The following is a 21,661-nucleotide window of genomic DNA, read 5'->3' on the forward strand; positions in this document are numbered from 1 at the left end:
TAAACCTGTCGAATTCATATACATGATATCTACTTTAGTGGGGGCTCCCACTAACAGGTCGTATTCCACTTCCCTCTTGCACGTTAAAATAATGACGCCAATAAAAATGCCCTCACCACTCAAAGCGGCGTACAGCACACCGTGATAACTTGAAAAATCTGATGATTATTCAGCATCCCGACAGCCTGCATGTTGACCTATAACAAAACATTAAATTTTGTGAAGTGTGTCACTGCCCTGCAACACTTTTGTACGACATGACAACGATTCGGAAAGCGCCCTTTGCACTCCCGGGCTGCTGTTTGGAAGATCCCTTATTCTTGAATTGTGTATGGCATGTATCGGCGCTCAACGCGACATGACCCCGGCTTGCGGACAGCGCTGGCGACGGGACGACGCAACGCTTCACATTTTTTTCACACACTTTCTTACAAGATGAAGGCCGCTAAAGGAATAGCGCCCCATGCCCGCTTCGGCGGGCTTCTTTATGCCCGCCAGAAAATCAGCCCTTACGGAGCCACATCGAGCTTCAGGCTGTCACGAATACGCAGCGCCTCATCCTTGTTCGCCGCATAGCCATCAGCCGACCCTGCATAGGACAACGACCAGGCCATCTCCTTGCTCGCAGCCGCCACCAGCGTCTGGGTCAACACATGGACGCCGTTCTGGGTGACCGTGCAGGTCGTTTCCAGCGCAGGAACGACACTGAGCTGGCTCTCACGCACATGCGTGCACACACTCTGCAAGCCGCCGCGTGCGAAGTTGACCTGAACGGACTTGCGCATCTCCAGCAACACCGCCTGGACATTCACCTCATGCCCCGGTGCCAATCGAGACTGCGTCAGCTCCATGACCATGCTCGGATTACCGGCCTGATCGTTTTTCACGGCGCGCTGTCTGAGTTGCACGGAAGGCTGATCGGCCTGAGCAGTAGCCGGAAGCGATTCGACCTCCCATCCCGCCGGCCAGACAATCATTGCATCGGCGGCATGCACACCTGACGCCCCTGACAGCAGGCACAGGCTTATGAACAGGGATCGGCATGGCGAGAAAATCATGGTGAAGCTACCTGGCAAAGAGGGCCGGAAATTCTGAGCCTGCCGGCAGCCCGGGGCAAGAGGTGAATCGCGATCGACTGACCGGATCAAGGGAAGGTTTGGCACTCGCCGCCCTGCCCCGTATCATTTGGCATTAATTTGAACACTCTGTTGGAGATCCCCATGAGCCTGCAAGCACTCAACACCTTCCCTGGCGTAACAGCCACCCCAGAAGCAGCCACCCAACGTTTCGTGTTCAACCACACCATGTTGCGCGTCAAGGACGTCACAGCCTCCCTGGATTTCTACACCCGCATCCTGGGCTTCAGCCTGGTTGAGAAGCGTGACTTCCCGGAAGCCGAGTTCAGCCTGTATTTCCTGGCCCTGGTGGACAAGGCTCAGATCCCTGCCGACGATCAGGCCCGCCATGAGTGGATGAAATCGATCCCGGGCATTCTGGAACTGACCCATAACCACGGCACGGAAAACGATCCGGCTTTCGCTTACCACAATGGCAACAGCGACCCGCGCGGTTTCGGGCATATCTGCATTTCCGTGCCGGATGTACACGAAGCCTGCGAGCGCTTTGAAAAACTCGGCGTGGACTTCCAGAAACGCCTGGCCGACGGCCGCATGAACAACCTGGCCTTCATCAAGGACCCGGATGGCTACTGGGTGGAAATCATCCAGCCAACCCCGCTGTAACGGCAATCCATCGCGGGCAGGCGCGGCTGCAGGAGCGAATTCATTCGCGAAGAAGCCGTCTATTCGCAACATCTTCATCGCCGGGAAGAATGTCTTCCCGGATAAATCCGGCCCCACACAGCACAACAAAAAAAGCCCCATGATCGCTCATGGGGCTTTTGCTTTGCTCAAACCCGATCAGGCCGGAGCGGAAGTGCGGATCAAGTGATCGAAGGCACTGAGCGATGCCTTGGCACCCTCACCCAGCGCAATGATGATCTGCTTGTAAGGCGCAATCGTGACGTCACCGGCACCGAAGATGCCTGGCACCGACGTCTCTCCCCGCGCATCGACCACGATTTCGCCACGCGGCGACAGCTCGATCGTGTCCTTGAGCCATTCGCTGTTAGGCAGCAGACCGATCTGCACGAAGATGCCTTCCAGCTCGACCGTCACGTCCTCGCCATTGACGCGGTTCTTGTAGCGCAGGCCGTTGACCTTCTCGCCGTCGCCGGTCACTTCGGTCGTCTGGGCGCTGGTAATCACGGTCACGTTCGGCAGGCTGTTCAGCTTGCGCTGCAAGACCGCATCGGCGCGCAGTTGCACATCGAACTCCAGCAGGGTCACGTGGGATACGATACCCGCCAGGTCAATGGCCGCCTCGACACCCGAGTTACCGCCACCGATCACGGCAACGCGCTTGCCCTTGAACAGCGGGCCGTCGCAGTGCGGGCAGTAGGCAACGCCCTTGTTCCGGTATTGCTGCTCGCCTGGAACGTTCATCTCCCTCCAGCGGGCACCGGTGGCGAGAATCACGGTCCTGGCCTTGAGGCTCGCACCGCTGGCGAACTTCACTTCATGCAGCTCGCCGGCCTTGCCTGGAATCAGCTTGTCGGCACGTTGCAGGTTCATGATGTCGACGTTGTATTGCTTGACGTGCTCTTCGAGCGCCACGGCCAGTTTCGGGCCTTCGGTGTGCTGTACCGAGATGAAGTTCTCGATGGCCATGGTGTCCAGCACCTGACCGCCGAAACGCTCGGCGGCCACGCCGGTACGAATGCCTTTGCGAGCGGCATAGACCGCAGCCGCCGAACCGGCAGGGCCACCACCCACCACCAGAACGTCAAAGGCATCCTTGGCATTGAGCTTTTCAGCCTGACGGGCACCGGCACCGGTGTCGATCTTGGCGAGGATTTCTTCCAGGCCCATGCGGCCCTGACCAAACAGCTCACCGTTGAGGTAGATGCTTGGAACCGACATGATCTTGCGTTCGGTCACTTCATCCTGGAACAGCGCGCCGTCGATGGCGACGTGCTTGATGTTCGGGTTGAGCACCGCCATCAGGTTCAGGGCCTGCACGACGTCCGGGCAGTTCTGGCAGGACTGGGAGAAGTAAGTCTCGAAATGGAACTCGCCTTGCAGGGCGCGAACCTGTTCGATGGTTTCCGCGCTGACCTTGGGTGGGTAGCCGCCGGTTTGCAGCAACGCCAGGACCAGCGAGGTGAATTCGTGCCCCATCGGGATGCCTGCGAAACGCAAGCTGATGTTTTGACCGGGGCTGTTCAACGAGAACGATGGCGTGCGCGCATCGGTGCCGTTGTCTTGCAGGGTGATGTCTTTGGAAACACTGAGTACATCGTTCAGCAGGGCCAGCATTTCCTGGGATTTGGCGCCGTCATCAAGGGACGCGACGATCTCGATGGGGCGAGTAACCCGCTCCAGGTATGACTTCAACTGGGCTTTAAGATTGGCGTCCAACATGTGGCGACTTCCTTTTTACGAAGATAGAAAAAACAACGCCCAGGCGATGACCGCCCGGGCGTTTTTTGGGGCGATGCGGTTTACTTGCTCAAGAGCTCATGGCCCCTAGCCGATTCATGCGACTTAGATCTTGCCGACCAGGTCCAGCGAAGGAGCCAGAGTGGCTTCGCCTTCTTTCCACTTGGCCGGGCAGACTTCGCCTGGGTGAGCGGCAACGTATTGAGCAGCCTTGATCTTGCGCAGCAGCTCGGAAGCGTCACGACCCACACCACCGTCGTTCAGTTCGACGATCTTGATCTGGCCTTCAGGGTTGACCACGAAAGTACCGCGATCCGCCAGACCGGCTTCTTCGATCAGCACGTCGAAGTTGCGGGAGATTTGCAGGGTCGGGTCACCGATCATGGTGTATTTGATCTTGCCGATGGCTGGCGAAGTGTTGTGCCAGGCAGCGTGGGCAAAGTGGGTATCAGTAGAAACGCTGTAGATTTCAACGCCCAGTTTCTGGAACTCGGCGTAGTTGTCAGCCAGGTCTTCCAGTTCGGTCGGGCAGACGAAGGTGAAGTCAGCCGGGTAGAAGAATACGACAGACCATTTGCCTTTGAAGTCAGCATCCGAAACGTCAACGAAAGCACCGTTCTTGAATGCGGTGGCTTTGAACGGTTTTACTTGGCTGTTGATGATAGGCATCGGTAAATCTCCTGATGGGTTGTGAATTCGATGGAGTGAAGCTTACGCACGATTAGTGACAAAGGCTCATTGGCAAACCTGATGCCACTCATTACTTTTCGCTATGAGCGCAGCTTATTAATAGAAGAAACCTTCAAGTCGCTCATGTCATCGAGGGTGCCGATGAACGGCACCGAGTCAATGTAGCGCATTGCAGACTTCATGTCCTTCCAGCCTACATAGGCCATGAGCGATTTAAGGTCCCACCCGCTGCGATGCGCCCAGGTTGCAAAACCGCGGCGCAGCGAATGGCTCGTGTAGTGATCGGCGGCGATGCCAGCGCGCTCAAGGGTCTGGCGCAACAGTGGAATAATGCTGTTGGCGTGCAGCCCCTCCTCCCCCAGATTGCCCCAGCGATCGATTGCCCTGAATACCGGCCCGCGCACCAGAGCCGAGCAGTTGATCCACTCGATATAGGCCTGCACCGGGCACAGGCGCTGCAAGGCCGGGGTCTGGCAGGTTCGCCCGAGATTGTCCCGGTCGCCCTTGCTGCGAGGCAGGTAAAGACTGATCCCCGAACCGGCAACGGCCTTGATGCCCTCGACGTGCAGACGACATAACTCATCACTGCGAAAGCCGCGCCAGAACCCCAGCAGTATCAGTGCCGCATCACGACGACAGCGCAACAGTCGAGGCTGGTCGTGACCCGCCTCAGCGTTGGCGGCTTCGGCGTTCAACCAGTCGATCACCCGCTCCAGGTCTTGCAGCTGCAAAGGCTCTGCCTGCTTCTCCTGGGCAGGATGCAGGGCACGAATGCCTTTGAGCACCTTGCGCACCACCGGAGCCTTGGTCGGATCGGGAAAGCCCTGGCTGTTATGCCACTGCGCCAATGCAGACAGCCGCAGCTTCAAGGTATTCACCGACAGCGTCGCTGCATGAGCCGCCAGATAACGGGCCACACTTTCGCTGGTGGCAGGCAGGAAACCGCCCCAGCTCACCTCGAAATGCTCGATGGCGGCCCGGTAACTGCGTCGGGTGTTGTCCCGCGTCGCCGCTTCGATGTACCGATCGACATCACTCATGGCCTTGCACTCTCCCCTGTACTGCCCGGAACGCCCGAACAGGTCTGACAGGCGCATGACACGGGATAATACGCCAATATCACAGGTTAATTAATTCAGGATTTTGCTCTTTTTCAAAGCCAACTATAGTATGTAATTACAGAGTACATACCACAGTACGAAATCGTAGGAGAAATCATGGCTCGCGGCGGCGTAAACAAGGCCTTGGTGCAGAAGGCAAGGCTTGCACTGCTGGCTCGGGGCGAGCACCCCAGCATCGATGCAGTCCGTATCGAAATGGGCAACACGGGGTCCAAGACGACCATTCACCGCTATCTGAAAGAGCTGGGCGAAACCGACACGCCGCCTCCCTCCATCAATGACGAATTGAGCGAACTGGTCAGCCGGCTGGCTCAACGCCTCGAAGAACAGGCCCAGGAACGTCTCGATCACGCACAGGCCGGACACGACGCCCGCCACAAGGCCATGCAACAGGAACTGACATCCGCACAGCAGCGCATCGATGACCTGCAGGTTCAACTGGCACGACAGGCAGAAGCCCTGGAACAGCAAGACGCCACCCTGCTCCATACCCGACAGACACTCCAAGGCGAGCAGACTGAAAACATCAGACTGCGGCAAGCCAATCAAGACCTGGAATCAAGGCTGCAAGACAAGGACGAACAGATTCGTTCGCTGGAAGAAAAACACCGGCACGCCCGCGAGGCGCTGACCCACTATCGCGATTCGATCGCGCAACAGCGCGCGCAGGAACAACAACGTCACGAAGGCCAGTTGCAGCAGGTTCAGGTGGAACTGCGCCAGGCACGACAAAGCCTTGTGCTGCACCAGGAAGACATCACGCAACTGAACCGCGACAACGAGCGGCTACTTGCAGAAAGCCGGAACGTGACAAGGGAGCTGGACAACCACAAGGACCAACTGAGCAAAGCCACTCATCAGGCCGCCAACAGTCATGAACAGTACCAGCACTCGCATAACCGCTGCACCGTGCTAGAAGAACGACTGCGCACCAGCCAGGACGAAAACGCAGAACTCAAGCAAACCCTTGTCGACACCCGACAGCAGAATCGCATGCTGGAATTGCTGTTGATCAAGAAGGAAGTCGCGCTGGAGAACCTGCGCGAAACCACGGAAAAACCGAAGGCCGAATAAAAAGGCTCGCCCCTGCCGCCGACAGAGGCGAGCCTTCAAAATCGGCTACCAGTTATAGGTCGCCCGAGCGTAGTAGAACGCGCCGCTATACCCATACGGCGAGAAGGTGCTGTAAGCCAGGTTGCCGCCACTGGACGCAAACGCGTTCAGCTTCTCCGGGTAGACATCGGTCACGTTGTCGCCGCCCACCGTGAACACCCAGTTCTTGAGCTTGTAGTCCACGGCCAGATCCAGCAGCCAGGCCGCACTGAAGGTCTGATCGTTGACCTTGTCGGCCTGATAGCTGGTGAACTCGCCATAGCGCACCAGATTCGAGTGCAGCGTCCAGTTGCCGAACGTGAAATCGTTGGCCAGGGTGAGTTTGTGTTGCGGCGTGGTATCTCCCAGCAGACCGATGCGCTCGCGACGATCCACCCGGACAAGGTTCACGCCCAGTTGATCGAGTACCGCCGGATTGGCTTTGACGTCGGTCACCTTGGTGTGGTTGTAGTTGTAGCCCAGGGTGCTGCTCCAATCCACGCCGTTATCGAACTGGTAGCGGTAATTGGCAACCAGGTCGATACCGTCGGTGCTGGTATCGGTGGCATTGGTGAAGTAACGGACGCTGGTGTAGTTGATATCACCGACACCATTGGCCTGCAGATAGTTGATCGCAGCGTTGTTGAGCACCAGGTTGGAAGACAGCGAGATACGGTCACGGATATCGATACGGTAGACATCCGCCGTCACGGTCAGATGGTCCAGCGGCTTGAGCACCAGCCCCAGGCTGTAGTTGCGCGACTTCTCCGCCTTGAGGTCTTCTGCGCCCAACAGTCGGGCCACATTGCTGCTGGCCGGGAAAGTACCCGCCTCCTGAATGGTGCTGCCGATCAACTGCGACGAGGTGTAGGTGAAGTTCTGCTGGGCCAGGGATGGCGCACGGAAACCTGTCGAGATACTGCCGCGCAAGGCAACCTGCGGCGTGAAGTCGTAGCGCGCCGAGAGCGAGCCGCTGACATTGGAGCCGAAATCACTGTAGTCCTCATGACGCACGGCCGCCGAAACACCCAGCTTTTCCGTGAGATTGGTTTCCAGGTCCAGGTATTGGGCAAAGTTATGCCGCGAGTAGCTGCCCGCATCCGCCGCCCGGAAGCCGCCCAGCCCGGAACTGCCCGTCTGGAAATAGGATTCCGCCTGCCCTGCTTCGATCTGATAGCCCTGGCGCAGGTACTCGGCACCAAAGGCCACCGACACCGGATACGGCAACCAGCTGGCGCTGAACTCACGCGACAGATCCAGGCTGAGCTGCTTCTGATCGTTGGTCAGGGTGCCGTTATAGAACGAGCGCGGCGTGTTCAGGCCCAGCGAGGTATTGATGGTCTTGGTACGCAGTTCGTAAGAGTTCTTGCCGTAGTTGGCCGACAGGTCGTAATGCCATTCGTTGGCCAGCTCGCCACGCAGACCGGCGACCAGCGAGGTGTCTTCCAGGGTGCCGCGAATCAGCGGCAAGTAACCATTGGGGAAAATGGCCGGATTGTTGTTCGAGGCATTGCTGGCCCGATAGAACGCCGCCGTTTCGCCACGACGCTTGCTGTAGCCACCGAAGCTGTAGAACTCGGCGGCGTCGCTGAAACTGTACCCGCCATTGAATTGCAGCTTGCCCTCTTCGGTTTCCGGTTCGCCCTGGCGGAACACGTGCTGGCCGTAGGTGGTGGAGCCGACACTCGCAGCCCGGAAGTCATTGCCGGCCCGATCGGTGTAATCGTTGTTGGCACCTTCGCCGGACAGATTGAGAAACCCGTTCTCGCCCAGAGCAAAGCCGGTGTTGCCCGACACGTTGCGCTTGATCCCGTCACCCTTCTTGTACTGGCCGTACTGGGTAGAGATCGAGCCGCCATGGTCGCCCTCTTTCAGAATGACGTTGATCACCCCGGCAATGGCATCGGAACCATAGCGAGCCGAGGCCCCGTCGCGCAGCACTTCGATGTGATCAATGGCCGACAGCGGAATCGCGTTCAGGTCGGCAGGTGCCGAACCACGCCCGACAGCGCCCCCCAGGTTGACGAAAGCCGACGTGTGACGGCGCTTGCCGTTGACCAGCACCAGTACCTGATCCGGCGACAGACCACGCAATTGCGCAGGCCGGGTCAGTTCGGCACCGTCGACCAGGCTGGGGCGTGGAAAGTTGATGGACGGAATCAGCCGCGCCAGCACCGCTCCCAACTCCCCCGAGCCGGAACTGCTGCGCAGGCTGTCGCCTGAAATGACATCGATAGGAGACAGGGATGCACTGGCAGTGCGCTCCTGAGCCCGGGTACCGGTCACGATGACCGTGTCGAGCGTCTTGCTGTCGTCTGTGGCCTCTTCGGCCAGCGCTGCTGCACTCCAGGTTCCGGCAGTCAGCAAATTGGCTGACAAAATGGCCGAACCCAGCACGTGTCGTTTAAAGCTCCCCATACCGCTCCCCTTTAAATCCCTGACCCGAGGCGTCTCTGCCTGGGTGACAACGAGCGATCCGTGCGGTGGACGGTGGCGATCATCGATATGTAATTAAGTACCTCGGTGGCCCGATGCCTTATAGCTTAAGGCCATTAAGTGTAAGTTTTTAAATACCAAAATTGCATAAGAAGCTACAAATGCGTTTGCATGGGCAAATGACAATTCACTCTGCCCGCTCTACCCGACAAAGCGCAAATACATGAATTGAAAAGTATTTTCTGGAGGACTTGATCGGGTTGCGCTTCGCTTATCCGGGAAGACATTCTTTCTGACGGCGCAGATGTTGTGAATGTACAAGCCTCTTCCCGGATAAATCCGGCCCTACCCGACCGACAGCGCAGTGGGCAAGTCTTCAGGGCGCAGGGTTTGGTTGTCCGACGTGAATCGCTTCGATCCCGGCGATGACTTCATCGGACAGCGACACATCGATGCTCGCCAGGTTGACGGCCAGTTGCTCAAGGGTGGTTGCACCGATGATATTGCTGGTCACGAACGGGCGACCGGTCACATAGGCCAGGGCCATCTGTGCCGGGTCCAGGCCATGCTGACGTGCCAGCGCCACGTACTGCGCAGTAGCCCGCACGGCCTGAGAATTGTTGTAACGCTGGAAACGCTCGAACAGCGTCAGGCGGCCGTCGGCCGGGCGTGCGCCATCGAGGTATTTACCCGCCAGCACACCGAACGCCAGTGGCGAATAGGCCAGCAGCCCGATCTGCTCGCGAATGGCGATTTCCGCCAGGCCGACCTCGAAGCTGCGGTTCAGCAGGTTGTACGGGTTCTGGATGGAAACCGCACGCGGCAGGTCGTGGGTTTCGGCCAGATGCAGGAAGCGCTGGGTGCCCCACGGGGTTTCGTTGGACAGCCCGAAATGGCGGATCTTGCCCGCCTTGACCAGATCGTTCAGCACCGACAGCGTTTCTTCGATCTCGACCGCCATATCATCCGGGTCATGCTGATAGCCGAGCACACCGAAGAAGTTGGTCTTGCGATCCGGCCAGTGCAGTTGATACAGGTCCAGATAATCGGTGTTCAATCGCTTGAGGCTACCCTCCAGCGCAGCCGTGATATTGGCACGGTCCAGACGCGGATTGCCGTCGCGGATGTGCTCCATGCGGCCCGGCCCGGCCACCTTGCTGGCCAGCACCCAGTCCTTGCGATCGCCGTACTTCTTGAAGTACTCACCGATGATGCTCTCGGTTTTGGTGTAGGTTTCTCCGCGTGGCGGCACCGGGTACATTTCGGCGGTGTCGATGAAGTTGACTCCAGACTCCTTGGCCAGGCGAATCTGCTCGAAAGCCTGAGCCTCGGTGTTTTGCTCGCCCCAGGTCATGGTGCCCAGTGCGATGGCGCTGACCGAAATATCGGTCTTGCCCAATGAACGAAATTGCATCGATGACTCCGTTTTATCCAGGTGAAAACAAACGCACTCCGGCGCCCGGCAAAGAGGCCCTATAAAACGCCCTCAGACCAGGTGCCGCAAGTGTTTTATTGAGTGAGTCCATTACCGATAACCCTGGGCCTGAAGGTCGAACAACGCGGCATAGTGCCCGTTCGCAGCCATCAGACCGTCGTGATCGCCCCGCTCCAGCACTCGTCCCTGCTCCAGCACGACGATATGTTCGGCGTTGCGCACGCTGGAAAAGCGGTGAGAGATCAACAGGGTCATGCGCCCTTTGGCGTATTCGCGAAAACGATCGAACACTGCTGCTTCGGCTGCCGCATCCAGTGCTGCGGTCGGCTCATCGAGAATCAGAATGTCGGCGTCGCGGCGCATGTAGGCACGGGACAAGGCGATCTTCTGCCATTGCCCGCCGGACAACTCCTGCCCGCCCTTGAACCAGCGCCCCAGCTGGGTTTCGTAACCCTTGTCGAGTTGCGCGATGAACGAAGCCGCCATGCCTTGCGTTGCCGCATCACGCCAGCGCGCCTCGTCATGAAACGCGTTGATATCCCCCACACCGAGGTTTTCGCCCACCAGAAACTGATAACGGATGAAATCCTGAAAGATCACGCCAATGCGTGTGCGCAAGGCGTCTTCATCCCAGAACTGCAAGTCACTGCCGTCGAGCAGGATACGCCCGTGATCGGGCCGGTACAGGCGGGTCAGCAGCTTGATCAGCGTGGTCTTGCCCGAGCCGTTGGCCCCCACCAATGCAACGCTGCGGCCAGGCGCGAGGTGCAGGTCGATATTCTCCAGCGCCGGATGACTGGCCCCCGGATAGGTGAACGTGACCGCCTCGAAGCGCAGCCCATCCCCCGACAGGACACCGGCCGTCAAGGTACCGGAAGGTGCCTGGACCGGCTGCGCAAGGTATTCATAGAGATCCGCCAGGTACAGACCGTCCTCATACAGGCCGCTGATGGCCATCAGACTGCTGCTCACCGCTGTCTGCCCTTGCTTGAACAGCACCAGGTACATGGTCATCTGCCCCAGGCTGATACGCCCGTGCACGGTATCGACAATCACCCAGGCATAGGTCAGGTAGAACGCGGCGGTGCCCAGCAACCCCAGCAGAAATCCCCAGCCGTCGCGGCGCACCGTCAGTTGACGGTCTTCGGCATACAGACGCTCGAACGTGTCCCGATAGCGCTTGAGCAAGAGCGGCGCAAAACCGAACAGCTTGACCTCCTTGATATGCATCTCATTGGAGAGCAACGCCTCGATGTAATTCTGCCGACGGGTTTCCGGAGCGCGACGGGCAAACAGACGGAAGGCATTCCCTGAAAAGTGCGTCTCGGCAAAGAACACCGGCAACGCCCCCAGCACCAGAATCACCAGAGCCCAGGGCGAAAAATGAACCAGCAGGACAGCGAAACTGATCAGGGAAATCAGGTTCTGGATCAAGCCGAGGGATTTGGTCACCAGCGCCAGCGGCCTTACCGAAGCCTCACGCCGGACCCGGACCAGCTTGTCGTAGAACTCCGAGTCCTCGAACTGCAACAGCGAGAGGGTCTGGGCCTTTTCCAGAATCAGGGTATTGACCTTCTGCCCCAGTTGCACACGCAGCAAGGACTGTTGAACCGACAAGGCCCGCTGCGCCCCGGCCAGAAGCGCCAACACGCCGGCTTCGAGCAGAACATAGTGCAGAACCGGCCAGAGTGGCGCATCGCCCATGGCCGCATTCACCTGTATGGCCGCGAGTACCGAATCGACGATCCGCTGCCCCAGCCAGGCCGCCAGTGCAGGCAATAACCCCGCAATCAGAGTCGCCAGCACAAGGCCCAGGGACAAGGCTCGGGATGTGGTCCAGACTAGCTGCGAGGCACGGATTGCCTGTTGCAGGAATGAAGTCAAACGACGGGCAAGAGACATGCGTAAAAGAACCCTTGAAACAGGAAGGGTCGAGACAGGCCTGACATCATGAAACAGCCCGATCCCACCCGTGAAAGACAGGAGGCACAGCATGCACGACGCTTACGACCTGCAACGATTCGTCGAGGCCCAGCAGCCGCTTTTCCAGCAAGCCCTGAGCGAGCTGGAGGCCGGAAAAAAACGAAGCCACTGGATGTGGTTTGTATTTCCGCAAATCAAAGGCCTGGGGCGAAGCAGCATGGCGCAGCGCTATGCTATCAGCGGCCTCGCCGAGGCACAGGCTTATTTACAGCATCCTCTGCTGGGGCCTCGCCTGCTGCAATGCGCCAGGGCCATCGCACCTCAGGTACAGCGTTCGGCACGGCAGATCTTCGGCTCCCCGGATGACCTGAAACTGCACTCCAGCATGACCCTGTTCACCCTCGCGGCGCCGGACCAGCCCGTCTTCAGGGACGTTCTGGACACCTTTTTCGATGGCGAACAGGACGCCATGACACTGGAGAAACTGAAAGCCTTCCCGTGACGTATCAGACACCTGCCGAAGACCTCTGGATGCAGCGCTCACGCCGCTCATCGACCCGCTCGGCGAACCAGGCTGTCGTCAGCTTGCGGGTAATTTTCGGGCTCTTCAGGACAATACCGGGCAAGACCGCACGCGGCAGTGTCTTGCCCTCCTGCTTCTCGGCCAGGGCAAAGACCCGGGTGTACAGCCGGGTCTCCTCGAACTCGAAGCTGTCTCCCTGCTTGAGCTGATTCCATATCTGCGAGTTGCTCATGTCCAGGCGCGCGCCCAGCGTCCGGACCGCAAGTTCCGTAGAGCCCGGCGAAGTCGAATCGTAGCGGATCAGGTCGCCGTCGAGCGCCAGCTCTATGCCCGAAGTGATGCTGACCGCATTCTGAAAGGCGGCATTGCGACTGGCGTACCAGCCTGCATTGAAATCCGCAAAACGGTAGATCGATTGCGTGTAGCTCGCCGGATACCCCAGCAGATGGGCAATACCGAAATACATACCTCCCCGGCGGGTAAACACTTCACGCCGGATGGAACCGTCCACGGGATAGGGGTAATGGGCCGTCTGCTTTTCAGCGAAGGCAATGCTGACCTGCATCGGGCCGCCGGTGCGCACAGGGTTGAGGCTGCCGAACAGCGTTTGCCCCAAGGGCACCATGCCGATGAAATCATCGAAAATGGCGCTCAGCTCCTTCTCGGTCCGTGCCGTTTTCAGCCGGGCAGCATAGGTCTTTCCGTCCGGCGAGCGTATCCGCAGCGCCGCATTCACCAGTGCTGCCGGAATATGCAGCCGGGAAGCGCGTCGATCGATCTCTGCACGGGCGATTTTCGCCATTCCCGGAACCGTCGGGTCGACCTGATAAGTGGACTCTTGCTCGGTTACCGCCAGCACGGAACACAGATTCTCGGTACTCAGATCAATCCGCTGCGCCACAAAGGCCGCGTAAATGTCGCTTGCCCACCCCTGACGATCCGGGGTCTTGGCCGGCATCAGACGCAGGATCTGCGCCCGCGCCTGATCCGGGCTCAACTCGGGGTGTTGAGCCCGCTGGCTGCTGCAACCTGCAATCGCCAGCAATGCCATGCTCATCATGAGCGTTCCAGACTTCATTCCATTCAATAGCCAACCCTCACACTAGAACACAGACCACTCGATCCTCGCGCTCAGTTTTTCCAGCGCAGCCATACCGACCAGTGAATTGCCTGCTGCGTTCAATTCCGGGGACCATACACAGACAGAAAAACGCCCGGGCACGACCGCGACAATACCGCCACCCACGCCGCTCTTGCCCGGCAGCCCGACGCGGTAGGCAAAGTTGCCGGCCTCGTCGTACAGGCCGCTGGTGGCCATGATCGAATTCAGTTGCGTGGCCTGACGGGCCGTCAGGATCTGCTCACCGCTGTGCGCACAGAACCCCTGGTTGGCCAGAAAGCCAAAGGCACGGGCCAGATCGATGCAGTTCATGCTCAAGGCGCAATGATGGAAATAGCTGCGCAACACGTCCTCGACGTCACCATGGAAATTGTCGAAAGACTTCATCAGGTAGGCTGCGGCCGCATTGCGTGAGCGGTGCTGGTATTCGGACTCGGCGACCTTGGCATCGGAAATGATCGAAGGGTTGCCACACAGGCGTCGCACGAAATCACGCATCGACAGCGCCGGAGCAGCGAAACGTGCCTGGTTGATATCACAGATCACCAGCGCCCCCGCGTTGATGAACGGGTTACGCGGCCTGCCCCGCTCGAACTCCAGTTGCACCAGCGAGTTGAAAGGCTGGCCGGAAGGCTCATGCCCCAGGCGCTTCCAGATGTCTTCCCCGGAATGCCCGATCGCCTGCACCAGGCTGAACACCTTGGAAATGCTCTGGATCGAAAACGGCGTGGCGGCATCGCCGGCAGAGAACACCTCGCCGTTATTGCTGTAGACAGCGATCCCCAGTTGATCGGGGCGAACTTCACCCAGTGCGGGGATGTAATTGGCAACCTTGCCTTGCCCCAGCAGGGGCCTGACTTCATCCAGAATCTCGTTCAGCAGGTCTTGCATGTACGCACCCCTTGTTTTGGGTGCGCACACTACACCAACCATCGAAAACGAGCATCCCTCACGAGGGTCAACGCACGGTGATTTCCGCAGGCGGCAAAAACACGCCCTTGTCCACCAGATCCGCGACCTTGACGGCATGGGGAAATATCTTCTTTTCCACGAACAGGTCATCGACCGTCTGCAAGGCCTGGATGTCCCTGTCTTCGACCGGCACCAGGGATTCCTGCCCCCAGGCCTGCAAGCGTTGTGACACGGGCAAGGGAATATCGTTGACCCGGGCGAAGACCTCGGCATAACGATCTGTATTGTGACGAGCCCAATCGAAGGCCTTGGCCAGGCGTTGCAGTACGTCATTGATCGCCTGCCTTCTGAGGGGATCACCCAGGACTTCATCGGAGGCGGTGATAAACGTCAGGCCGGTATTGATGCCTTCGCCACTGAGCAAGACCCGCGCGCCCTGCTCTTCGGCAAAGGCCTGATAGACCCCGAATGTCGCCCACGCCTCGATCTTGCCTGCGTTGAAGGCGGGCAATGCATCGGTGGGCATCACGAAACCGATATTCACGTCAGCTTCATTGACGCCGGCATTGGCCAGGGCACGAATCAACAGGTACTGGGAAATGCTGCCGCGGGCCGATGAAATCACCACATTGCGCCCTTTCAGATCGGCCACGGTGCGGATCGGAGAATCCCTGGGCACCAGAATCGCAATGCCCCGTGACTGACTGCGTCGCACACCGACAATACGCAATGGCGCGCCTCCCGTTGCTGCCGCCAGCACCGGTGTGTCGCCCGCCGGAGCCAGGTCCACCGCGCCTGCACGCAAGGCCTCGAACAAAGGCGCAGCCCCCTGAAAGTTGGCCCATTCCACTTGGTAGGCAATACCGTCGAAAGCCCCGGAAGCCTCGACCACCGTACGCAGCCCCTTGGCCTGGTCGCCCAGTACCAGCTTCACTTTTGACACGTCCACCGTCGCAGCTGAAACCGCCGGTTTGTCATGGTCATTACCGCAACCGGCCAGCGCACTGACAATCAGCAAGGCCATCAAACCTCGAAACCACTGAGCAAACCTCATGGCACATCAATCCTTGAGCAATATGGGCGGGGAAAACTCAGTGTCTGTAGTCGGTATCACTGCGTTCAAGCTGACGGATCAATGCATTCCAGTGCCTCGCTATACCGGGGCCATGGCCATCCTTGAAGACCCTGGCTTGGGCCTCCACCGTGGCGACCACTACGGCAGGCGGAAAGATCAGCTCGGCATTGCCGGCAGCCTGGGCTGCGATCTGGATGTTGCAGGCATACTCCAGCGTATGCAGTTGATGAAAGGCGTGCTCGACGCTCACCCCGGCAGCCAGCAGGCCGTGATTGCGCAGAATCATCACGCTCTTGTCACCCAGATCGGCCACCAGCCGTTCACGCTCGTCCAGGTTCAGCGCCACGCCTTCATAACCGTGATAGGCCACCCGCCCCGAGAACCCCAGCGAATGCTGGGAGATCGGCAGTAACCCGTCCTTCTGCGCCGAAACCGCAATGCCGTCGCGAGTATGGGTATGCAGCACCGCCAGCAGATCGGGACGCGCACCGTGAATGGCACTGTGGATCACGTAGCCGGCGTAATTGATGCCCAGCCCGGTGGGGTCATCGACGATGGTGCCGTCTATATCGACCTTGACCAGATTCGAGGCGGTGATTTCATCGAACAGCAGGCCAAAGGCATTGATCAGAAAGTGTTCGTGCGGCCCTGGCACCCGTGCGGAAAAGTGCGTGTAGATATGGTCGGTCCAGCGCTTGAGCGCGGCCAGGCGATAGGCCGCCGCCAGCTTGACGCGCACTTCCCACTCCTCGGGCGAAACCCGATCCCGGACACTGGCTGATTTTTCCGCAGCCCCTGGCTGGACGGGTAACGCGCTGACGTTGCTCATGGTGTCGCTCCTGAATGGCATTGAAACCTGTCGGGCCAGACTAAGCGCATAGCAAAATCATTAAAAAGCACATTTTCTTCTAAGCTAATTATTAAAAAATAGAATATTAAAAACGATCTTTATGCTTCCATTCACGCTCAAAGCCTTGAAAGGATGCTGCCCCCATGAGCACAACGCCACCGAATGGATTGTTCAATCGACGCCGCTTCCTGAGCGTCGGAGCCATGACGCTTGGAGCTGCAAGCCTGGGCATTGCACCCCGGTTGTTCGCGCAAAACGACGCGTTGTCCGGCCTGACCCTGGAAGTCGCCACCTATCGAGGGGGTGATTCGTATTTCAATGAAGACGCCGGAACCGACAGGACGCCTTACAACGTTCGTTTCTCGGAATTTCCCGGTGGCAACCTGATCGTTGAAGCCCTGGCTTCGGGCAGCCTGGATATCGGCTCGATGAGCGAAATTCCGCCGATCTTTTCGATACAGAGCCACCGCCAGCCTCGACTGATCGCGGTGATCGAAGGCGACGTCAACAGCCAGGTATTCCTGATTCCCAAGAACTCCCCCGTGGAAAATGTCGCTCAGTTGCGCGGCAAGCGGGTCGGCTATATCAAGGCCACCACCGCCCACTATTTCCTGATCAAGGCCCTCAAGGAACAAGGCCTGACCATGGCCGATATCAACGCCATCGCTCTCACGCCACAGGACGGTTTCACCGCCTTTCAGAGCGGCCAGCTGGATGCGTGGGTGACCTACGGGACCTTCGTGCAACTGGCGAAATTTCGCAGTGGTGCCAGGGTCTTGAAGACCGCGCTGGGCTACCTCTCCGGCAACTACCTGATGGCCGCACGCCCCGCCGCCCTGCAGGATCCGTTGCGCAGGCAGGCGATCGGCGATTATCTCCAGCGCCTGAGCCGGACACTGGAGTGGATCAACGAGCATCCACGGCAATGGGCAGAAAAATCCGCACGCCTGCTGGGAGTCGATCAGGCGATCTTCCTCGACATGGCCGAAAACCGCAGCCAGCCCTGGAAATTGCGGGCCATCGACGACCAGGCCATCGCCTCGCAACAGGAGGTGGCGGATGTGTTCTTCAATGCCGGGGTCTTGAATGAGCGGATCGATGTCAGACCGATCTGGGACAGGGAATTCAGGCTGGTGTAGCCCTTGCGGCAACCCCTGCGCGGGCAAGACAAGCCTGCCCGCGACAGAGACAACTCAGCGCGACACTGGCGTGCGCATCGTCACGAACTCTTCCGCAGCGGTCGGATGTACACCGATGGTGTCATCGAACACCTGCTTGGTCGCACCGGCTTTCAGGGCAATCGCCAGACTCTGGACAATCTCGCCCGCATCCGGCCCGACCATATGGCAACCCAGCACGCGATCGGTGCTGGCATCGACCACCAGCTTCATGAACGTGCGTTCCTGATCGTCGGTCAGGGTCAGCTTCATGGGCCGGAAGCGGCTCTCGAAAATCTGCACCTGATACCCGGCCTCGATGGCATCTTCTTCAGTCAGGCCGACCGTACCGATATTGGGCAGGCTGAACACGGCGGTCGGGATGTGGTTGTAGTCCACCGGGCGATACTGATCGGGCTTGAACAGGCGTCGTGCGACCGCCATGCCTTCGGCCAGTGCCACGGGCGTGAGCTGCACACCCCCAATCACATCGCCGATGGCCAGAATCGAAGGCTCGCTGCTCTGGTAATACTCATCGACCTCGACATAGCCATGCTTGTCCAGCTTGACGTCGACGGTTTCCAGACCGAGGTTGTCGAGCATCGGACGACGCCCGGTGGCATAGAACACACAGTCGGTTTCCAGGGTGCTGCCATCCTTGAGAGACAGCAACAGGCTGCCATCGGCCTGCTTTTCGATACGCGCGATATCGCTGTTGAAACGGACGTTCATGCCCCGCTTCACCAACTCTTCATGCAAGTGGGTGCGCACACCGCCATCGAAACCGCGCAGGAACAGTTCGCCGCGGTAGAGCAGCGAGGTGTCGGCGCCCAGGCCATTGAAGATCGAAGCGAACTCTACGGCGATGTAGCCGCCGCCCACCACGACGATGCGCTTGGGCAGCGTCTTGAGGTAGAACGCCTCGTTGGAGGTAATCGCATGTTCGCGTCCCGGTACGTCCGGCACCTGCGGCCAGCCACCGGTCGCAATCAGAATGCGTTCGGCACTGAAGGTCTGACCATTGACCTCGACACGTTGCGGTCCTGCGATGCGAGCGTGGCCTTCGAGCAGGGTGACGCCACTGTTGACCAGCAGGTTGCGATAGATGCCGTTGAGGCGATTGATTTCACGGTCCTTGTTGCCGATCAGCGTGGCCCAGTCGAATGTCGTCTCGCCCACCGACCAGCCAAAGCCTCTGGCCTGCTCGAAGTCTTCGGAGTAATGCGCTCCGTACACCAGCAGTTTCTTGGGAACACAGCCCACATTGACACATGTGCCGCCCAGATAGCGGCTTTCGGCCACGGCCACCCGCGCACCGAAACCGGCAGCGAAACGCGCCGCCCTGACGCCGCCGGAACCGGCGCCGATGACAAAAAGATCGAAGTCGTAAGCCATTACTGTCTCCTTAGCGATGGAACAGCATAACCGCTGGGTTCTGCACGTAAAGTGGCTACGCTCGGTCATGCGGCGTTAAAAACCGGCTCGTGCGCGATAGAAATGACAAAGCCACCCGAAGGTGGCCTTGTCCTGCAGCATGAACGAGCGTGAATCAGTAAGCCTTGCCCGTCTTGTAGAAATGCTCGAAGCAGAAGTTGGTCGCTTCGATATAGCCTTCGGCACCGCCGCAGTCGAAACGCTGGCCCTTGAACTTGTAGGCCAGAACGTTACCTTCGGCAGCCTGTTTCATCAGGGCGTCGGTGATCTGGATTTCGCCGCCCTTGCCTGGCGCGGTCTGTTCGATCTTCTCGAAAATGTCCGGCGTCAGGATGTAACGACCGATGATCGCCATGTTCGATGGCGCGTCTTCCGGCTTTGGCTTCTCGACCATGTCGGTGACACGGAACAGGCCCGGCTTGATTTCGTCACCGGCAATGACGCCGTACTTGTTGGTTTCCTGCGGATCGACTTCCTGGATCGCGATGATCGAGCAGCCGTAGTGGTTGTGCAGCTTGACCATCTGGGCCAGTACACCGTCGCCTTCCAGGTTCACACACAGGTCGTCCGCCAGCACCACGGCAAATGCTTCCTTGCCGATCAGGGGACGACCGCTGAGGATCGCGTGACCCAGGCCTTTCATTTCAGTCTGGCGAGTGTAGGAGAAGCTGCACTCATCGATCAGCTTGCGAATGCCGACCAGGTATTTCTCTTTATCCGTACCCTTGATCTGGTGTTCCAGCTCGTAGCTGATGTCGAAATGGTCTTCCAGAGCACGCTTGCCGCGACCGGTAACGATGGAGATCTCATTCAAACCAGCGGCGAGCGCTTCTTCCACACCGTATTGGATCAGTGGCTTGTTGACCACCGGCAGCATTTCCTTGGGCATGGCTTTGGTCGCTGGCAAAAAGCGAGTACCGTAACCGGCTGCTGGGAACAAGCATTTCTTGATCATAAAAGTCCTTGGTAAGGGCTGTGGGTGTTAGCGGCGCAGTCTAATCAGGCGGCGGTCACCTTACAATGCCCCGCCACTGGCCGTCCGATGCCATGGTAGAGGAATCCATGGGCAGATAGTTCCGCAAAATCATAGATATTGCGACCATCGAACATCACCGGCATGCGCATCAGACCGCGCACCCGGATGAAATCGGGCTGACGAAACTGCTTCCATTCGGTCAGCAGAACCACTGCATCCGCCCTCTCGACACAGCTGTACAGCGATTCGCTCAAGCGTAGCTGACCGCTGTGCACCGCGCCGGAATAATATTCGGCCACCGGTCCCATGGCCGCGGGGTCCGTGGCCTGGATCTTCGCCCCCGCCGCCAGCAAGGCATCGATCAGCACCAGGCTGGGCGCTTCGCGAATGTCATCGGTGCCCGGCTTGAACGCCAACCCCCACAAGGCAATCGTCCGTCCGTGCAGGTAGCCGCCAAAGTGTTGATGCAATGCCTGGAACAGCAAGGTCTTCTGCGTGGCATTGCGCTGCTGGACGGCGCGCAGTATCTGCGGCTCGAAGCCCTGTTGCTCGGCCGTGCGAATCAATGCCCGTACATCCTTCGGAAAACAGGAGCCGCCATAGCCGCAACCGGCGTAGATGAAATGCGTGCCGATGCGCTTGTCGCTGCCGATGCCGCGACGCACCTGTTCGATGTCCACACCGAGATGGGCACACAGGCCGGCCATTTCGTTGACAAAGGATATCTTCGTCGCCAGAAACGCATTGGCGGCGTATTTGCTGAATTCGGCGGCGCGCACATCCATGACCAGCGCACGCTCGCGATTGCGCAGAAAAGGTCCGTACAGGCGCTGCAACAGCTCGGCGGACTCCGGCTCCGAGCACCCCAGGATGACACGGTCCGGCCTCATGAAGTCTTCGATGGCCGCCCCTTCCTTGAGGAACTCGGGATTGCTGGCCACCGCGACGCGCGCCTTCAACCCTCGACGAGACAAATGACCATTGATTCGCAAGGCCACGGTTTCAGCCGTGCCGACCGGCACCGTCGACTTGTTGACCACCAGACAGGCCCGGCTCAGGCAGTGCCCCAACTGGTCCGCGACCGTCAGGACATGGGACAGATCCGCTGTGCCGTCCTCATTGCTGGGCGTCCCCACGGCAATGAAAATGATCTCGGCTTGCCGGACGCCCTCTTCCAGGCTGGCGGTAAACCCCAGCAAACCACTGTTCATATGCTCCCTGAGCATGGGCTCCAGGCCCGGCTCGTAAATGGGACATTCTCCTCGCCGCAAGGCGGCCATTTTCGGCAGCCGGGTTTCGACACACATCACCTGATTGCCCATTTCGGCAAAACAGGCCGCCGTTACCAGCCCTACGTATCCGGCACCGATGATGCATAGACGCATGTGTCGCCCCTCCTCCACTGGGATTCGCGACA

The 21,661-nt window shown here is 59.0% G+C and carries 18 protein-coding genes; 4 read left to right on the top strand and 14 right to left on the bottom strand.

The window, feature by feature from the left end; all coding sequences use genetic code 11:
• Positions 1-509 precede the first annotated feature (509 nt).
• Positions 510-1,058, bottom strand: coding sequence for a DUF4946 domain-containing protein (locus tag ACIPY9_RS09735; protein ID WP_400699952.1), 549 nt, complete (start codon positions 1,056-1,058; stop codon positions 510-512).
• Between the two features lie 162 nt (positions 1,059-1,220).
• Between ACIPY9_RS09735 and gloA the strand changes: the two genes are divergently transcribed.
• The gene (gene gloA, locus ACIPY9_RS09740; protein WP_400699954.1) at positions 1,221-1,742 is read left to right on the top strand and encodes a lactoylglutathione lyase; all 522 of its coding nucleotides are present in this window, start codon (positions 1,221-1,223) and stop codon (positions 1,740-1,742) included.
• A gap of 177 nt (positions 1,743-1,919) precedes the next feature.
• On the opposite strand, the gene ahpF is transcribed toward gloA, so the two are convergent.
• The 3 genes from ahpF to ACIPY9_RS09755 all read right to left on the bottom strand — a co-directional run bounded on the left by ahpF (position 1,920) and on the right by ACIPY9_RS09755 (position 5,230).
• A complete protein-coding gene (gene ahpF / locus ACIPY9_RS09745; protein ID WP_400699956.1) occupies positions 1,920-3,482 on the bottom strand; it encodes an alkyl hydroperoxide reductase subunit F in 1,563 nt (520 codons plus the stop codon).
• A gap of 123 nt (positions 3,483-3,605) precedes the next feature.
• Positions 3,606-4,169 (bottom strand): alkyl hydroperoxide reductase subunit C, encoded by a 564-nt coding sequence (ahpC, locus tag ACIPY9_RS09750; protein WP_400699958.1) that lies wholly within the window; start codon positions 4,167-4,169, stop codon positions 3,606-3,608.
• A gap of 101 nt (positions 4,170-4,270) precedes the next feature.
• Positions 4,271-5,230, bottom strand: coding sequence for a site-specific integrase (locus ACIPY9_RS09755; RefSeq protein ID WP_400699959.1), 960 nt, complete (start codon positions 5,228-5,230; stop codon positions 4,271-4,273).
• A 177-nt stretch (positions 5,231-5,407) separates the two neighbouring features.
• Here ACIPY9_RS09755 and ACIPY9_RS09760 point away from each other — a divergent pair, with 177 nt between their 5' ends.
• Positions 5,408-6,385: a DNA-binding protein gene (locus ACIPY9_RS09760; protein ID WP_400699961.1), complete on the top strand. Its 978-nt coding sequence runs from the start codon at positions 5,408-5,410 to the stop codon at positions 6,383-6,385.
• Positions 6,386-6,430: 45 nt separating this feature from the next.
• On the opposite strand, the gene ACIPY9_RS09765 is transcribed toward ACIPY9_RS09760, so the two are convergent.
• The 3 genes from ACIPY9_RS09765 to ACIPY9_RS09775 form a co-directional block, all read right to left on the bottom strand.
• A complete protein-coding gene (locus ACIPY9_RS09765) occupies positions 6,431-8,821 on the bottom strand; it encodes a TonB-dependent receptor plug domain-containing protein (RefSeq protein ID WP_400699963.1) in 2,391 nt (796 codons plus the stop codon).
• A gap of 394 nt (positions 8,822-9,215) precedes the next feature.
• Positions 9,216-10,253, bottom strand: a complete 1,038-nt coding sequence (locus tag ACIPY9_RS09770; protein ID WP_400699965.1) for an NADP(H)-dependent aldo-keto reductase — start codon at positions 10,251-10,253, stop codon at positions 9,216-9,218.
• A gap of 111 nt (positions 10,254-10,364) precedes the next feature.
• Positions 10,365-12,176: an ABC transporter ATP-binding protein gene (locus ACIPY9_RS09775; RefSeq protein WP_400699967.1), complete on the bottom strand. Its 1,812-nt coding sequence runs from the start codon at positions 12,174-12,176 to the stop codon at positions 10,365-10,367.
• A gap of 91 nt (positions 12,177-12,267) precedes the next feature.
• On the opposite strand from ACIPY9_RS09775, the gene ACIPY9_RS09780 reads away from it, so the two are divergent.
• Entirely contained in the window at positions 12,268-12,699 is a 432-nt protein-coding gene (locus ACIPY9_RS09780; protein WP_400699969.1) for a DUF1810 domain-containing protein, read from the top strand.
• A 4-nt stretch (positions 12,700-12,703) separates the two neighbouring features.
• Here ACIPY9_RS09780 and ACIPY9_RS09785 read toward each other — a convergent pair whose 3' ends face one another.
• The 4 genes from ACIPY9_RS09785 to ACIPY9_RS09800 form a co-directional block, all read right to left on the bottom strand.
• On the bottom strand, positions 12,704-13,780 hold the full coding sequence (locus tag ACIPY9_RS09785; protein ID WP_400699971.1) for a DUF1615 domain-containing protein: 1,077 nt from the start codon (positions 13,778-13,780) through the stop codon (positions 12,704-12,706).
• A 42-nt stretch (positions 13,781-13,822) separates the two neighbouring features.
• A complete protein-coding gene (glsB, locus tag ACIPY9_RS09790) occupies positions 13,823-14,731 on the bottom strand; it encodes a glutaminase B (RefSeq protein WP_400699972.1) in 909 nt (302 codons plus the stop codon).
• A 67-nt stretch (positions 14,732-14,798) separates the two neighbouring features.
• Positions 14,799-15,806 (bottom strand): ABC transporter substrate-binding protein, encoded by a 1,008-nt coding sequence (locus ACIPY9_RS09795; protein WP_400699973.1) that lies wholly within the window; start codon positions 15,804-15,806, stop codon positions 14,799-14,801.
• A gap of 37 nt (positions 15,807-15,843) precedes the next feature.
• The gene (locus tag ACIPY9_RS09800) at positions 15,844-16,656 is read right to left on the bottom strand and encodes a class II aldolase/adducin family protein (protein ID WP_400699974.1); all 813 of its coding nucleotides are present in this window, start codon (positions 16,654-16,656) and stop codon (positions 15,844-15,846) included.
• A 164-nt stretch (positions 16,657-16,820) separates the two neighbouring features.
• Here ACIPY9_RS09800 and ACIPY9_RS09805 point away from each other — a divergent pair, with 164 nt between their 5' ends.
• Entirely contained in the window at positions 16,821-17,816 is a 996-nt protein-coding gene (locus ACIPY9_RS09805) for an ABC transporter substrate-binding protein (RefSeq protein ID WP_400699975.1), read from the top strand.
• Between the two features lie 54 nt (positions 17,817-17,870).
• Here ACIPY9_RS09805 and gorA read toward each other — a convergent pair whose 3' ends face one another.
• The 3 genes from gorA to ACIPY9_RS09820 all read right to left on the bottom strand — a co-directional run bounded on the left by gorA (position 17,871) and on the right by ACIPY9_RS09820 (position 21,629).
• Positions 17,871-19,229, bottom strand: coding sequence for a glutathione-disulfide reductase (gene gorA, locus ACIPY9_RS09810; protein WP_400699976.1), 1,359 nt, complete (start codon positions 19,227-19,229; stop codon positions 17,871-17,873).
• A gap of 154 nt (positions 19,230-19,383) precedes the next feature.
• The gene (galU, locus tag ACIPY9_RS09815; protein ID WP_117180864.1) at positions 19,384-20,223 is read right to left on the bottom strand and encodes a UTP--glucose-1-phosphate uridylyltransferase GalU; all 840 of its coding nucleotides are present in this window, start codon (positions 20,221-20,223) and stop codon (positions 19,384-19,386) included.
• A 44-nt stretch (positions 20,224-20,267) separates the two neighbouring features.
• Positions 20,268-21,629: a UDP-glucose dehydrogenase family protein gene (locus ACIPY9_RS09820; RefSeq protein ID WP_400699977.1), complete on the bottom strand. Its 1,362-nt coding sequence runs from the start codon at positions 21,627-21,629 to the stop codon at positions 20,268-20,270.
• Positions 21,630-21,661: the final 32 nt, after the last annotated feature.

This window comes from Pseudomonas sp. NPDC089734, from assembly GCF_044748865.1.
GTDB lineage: Bacteria > Pseudomonadota > Gammaproteobacteria > Pseudomonadales > Pseudomonadaceae > Aquipseudomonas.

Excerpts from the sequence above, each read along its gene's own strand:
- ACIPY9_RS09735 (WP_400699952.1), bottom strand. The coding sequence starts at position 1,058 with ATGATTTTCTCGCCATGCCGATCCCTGTTCATAAGCCTGTGCCTGCTG.
- gloA (WP_400699954.1), top strand. The coding sequence starts at position 1,221 with ATGAGCCTGCAAGCACTCAACACCTTCCCTGGCGTAACAGCCACCCCA.
- ahpF (WP_400699956.1), bottom strand. The coding sequence starts at position 3,482 with ATGTTGGACGCCAATCTTAAAGCCCAGTTGAAGTCATACCTGGAGCGG.
- ahpC (WP_400699958.1), bottom strand. The coding sequence starts at position 4,169 with ATGCCTATCATCAACAGCCAAGTAAAACCGTTCAAAGCCACCGCATTC.
- ACIPY9_RS09755 (WP_400699959.1), bottom strand. The coding sequence starts at position 5,230 with ATGAGTGATGTCGATCGGTACATCGAAGCGGCGACGCGGGACAACACC.
- ACIPY9_RS09760 (WP_400699961.1), top strand. The coding sequence starts at position 5,408 with ATGGCTCGCGGCGGCGTAAACAAGGCCTTGGTGCAGAAGGCAAGGCTT.
- ACIPY9_RS09765 (WP_400699963.1), bottom strand. The coding sequence starts at position 8,821 with ATGGGGAGCTTTAAACGACACGTGCTGGGTTCGGCCATTTTGTCAGCC.
- ACIPY9_RS09770 (WP_400699965.1), bottom strand. The coding sequence starts at position 10,253 with ATGCAATTTCGTTCATTGGGCAAGACCGATATTTCGGTCAGCGCCATC.
- ACIPY9_RS09775 (WP_400699967.1), bottom strand. The coding sequence starts at position 12,176 with ATGTCTCTTGCCCGTCGTTTGACTTCATTCCTGCAACAGGCAATCCGT.
- ACIPY9_RS09780 (WP_400699969.1), top strand. The coding sequence starts at position 12,268 with ATGCACGACGCTTACGACCTGCAACGATTCGTCGAGGCCCAGCAGCCG.
- ACIPY9_RS09785 (WP_400699971.1), bottom strand. The coding sequence starts at position 13,780 with ATGATGAGCATGGCATTGCTGGCGATTGCAGGTTGCAGCAGCCAGCGG.
- glsB (WP_400699972.1), bottom strand. The coding sequence starts at position 14,731 with ATGCAAGACCTGCTGAACGAGATTCTGGATGAAGTCAGGCCCCTGCTG.
- ACIPY9_RS09795 (WP_400699973.1), bottom strand. The coding sequence starts at position 15,806 with ATGAGGTTTGCTCAGTGGTTTCGAGGTTTGATGGCCTTGCTGATTGTC.
- ACIPY9_RS09800 (WP_400699974.1), bottom strand. The coding sequence starts at position 16,656 with ATGAGCAACGTCAGCGCGTTACCCGTCCAGCCAGGGGCTGCGGAAAAA.
- ACIPY9_RS09805 (WP_400699975.1), top strand. The coding sequence starts at position 16,821 with ATGAGCACAACGCCACCGAATGGATTGTTCAATCGACGCCGCTTCCTG.
- gorA (WP_400699976.1), bottom strand. The coding sequence starts at position 19,229 with ATGGCTTACGACTTCGATCTTTTTGTCATCGGCGCCGGTTCCGGCGGC.
- galU (WP_117180864.1), bottom strand. The coding sequence starts at position 20,223 with ATGATCAAGAAATGCTTGTTCCCAGCAGCCGGTTACGGTACTCGCTTT.
- ACIPY9_RS09820 (WP_400699977.1), bottom strand. The coding sequence starts at position 21,629 with ATGCGTCTATGCATCATCGGTGCCGGATACGTAGGGCTGGTAACGGCG.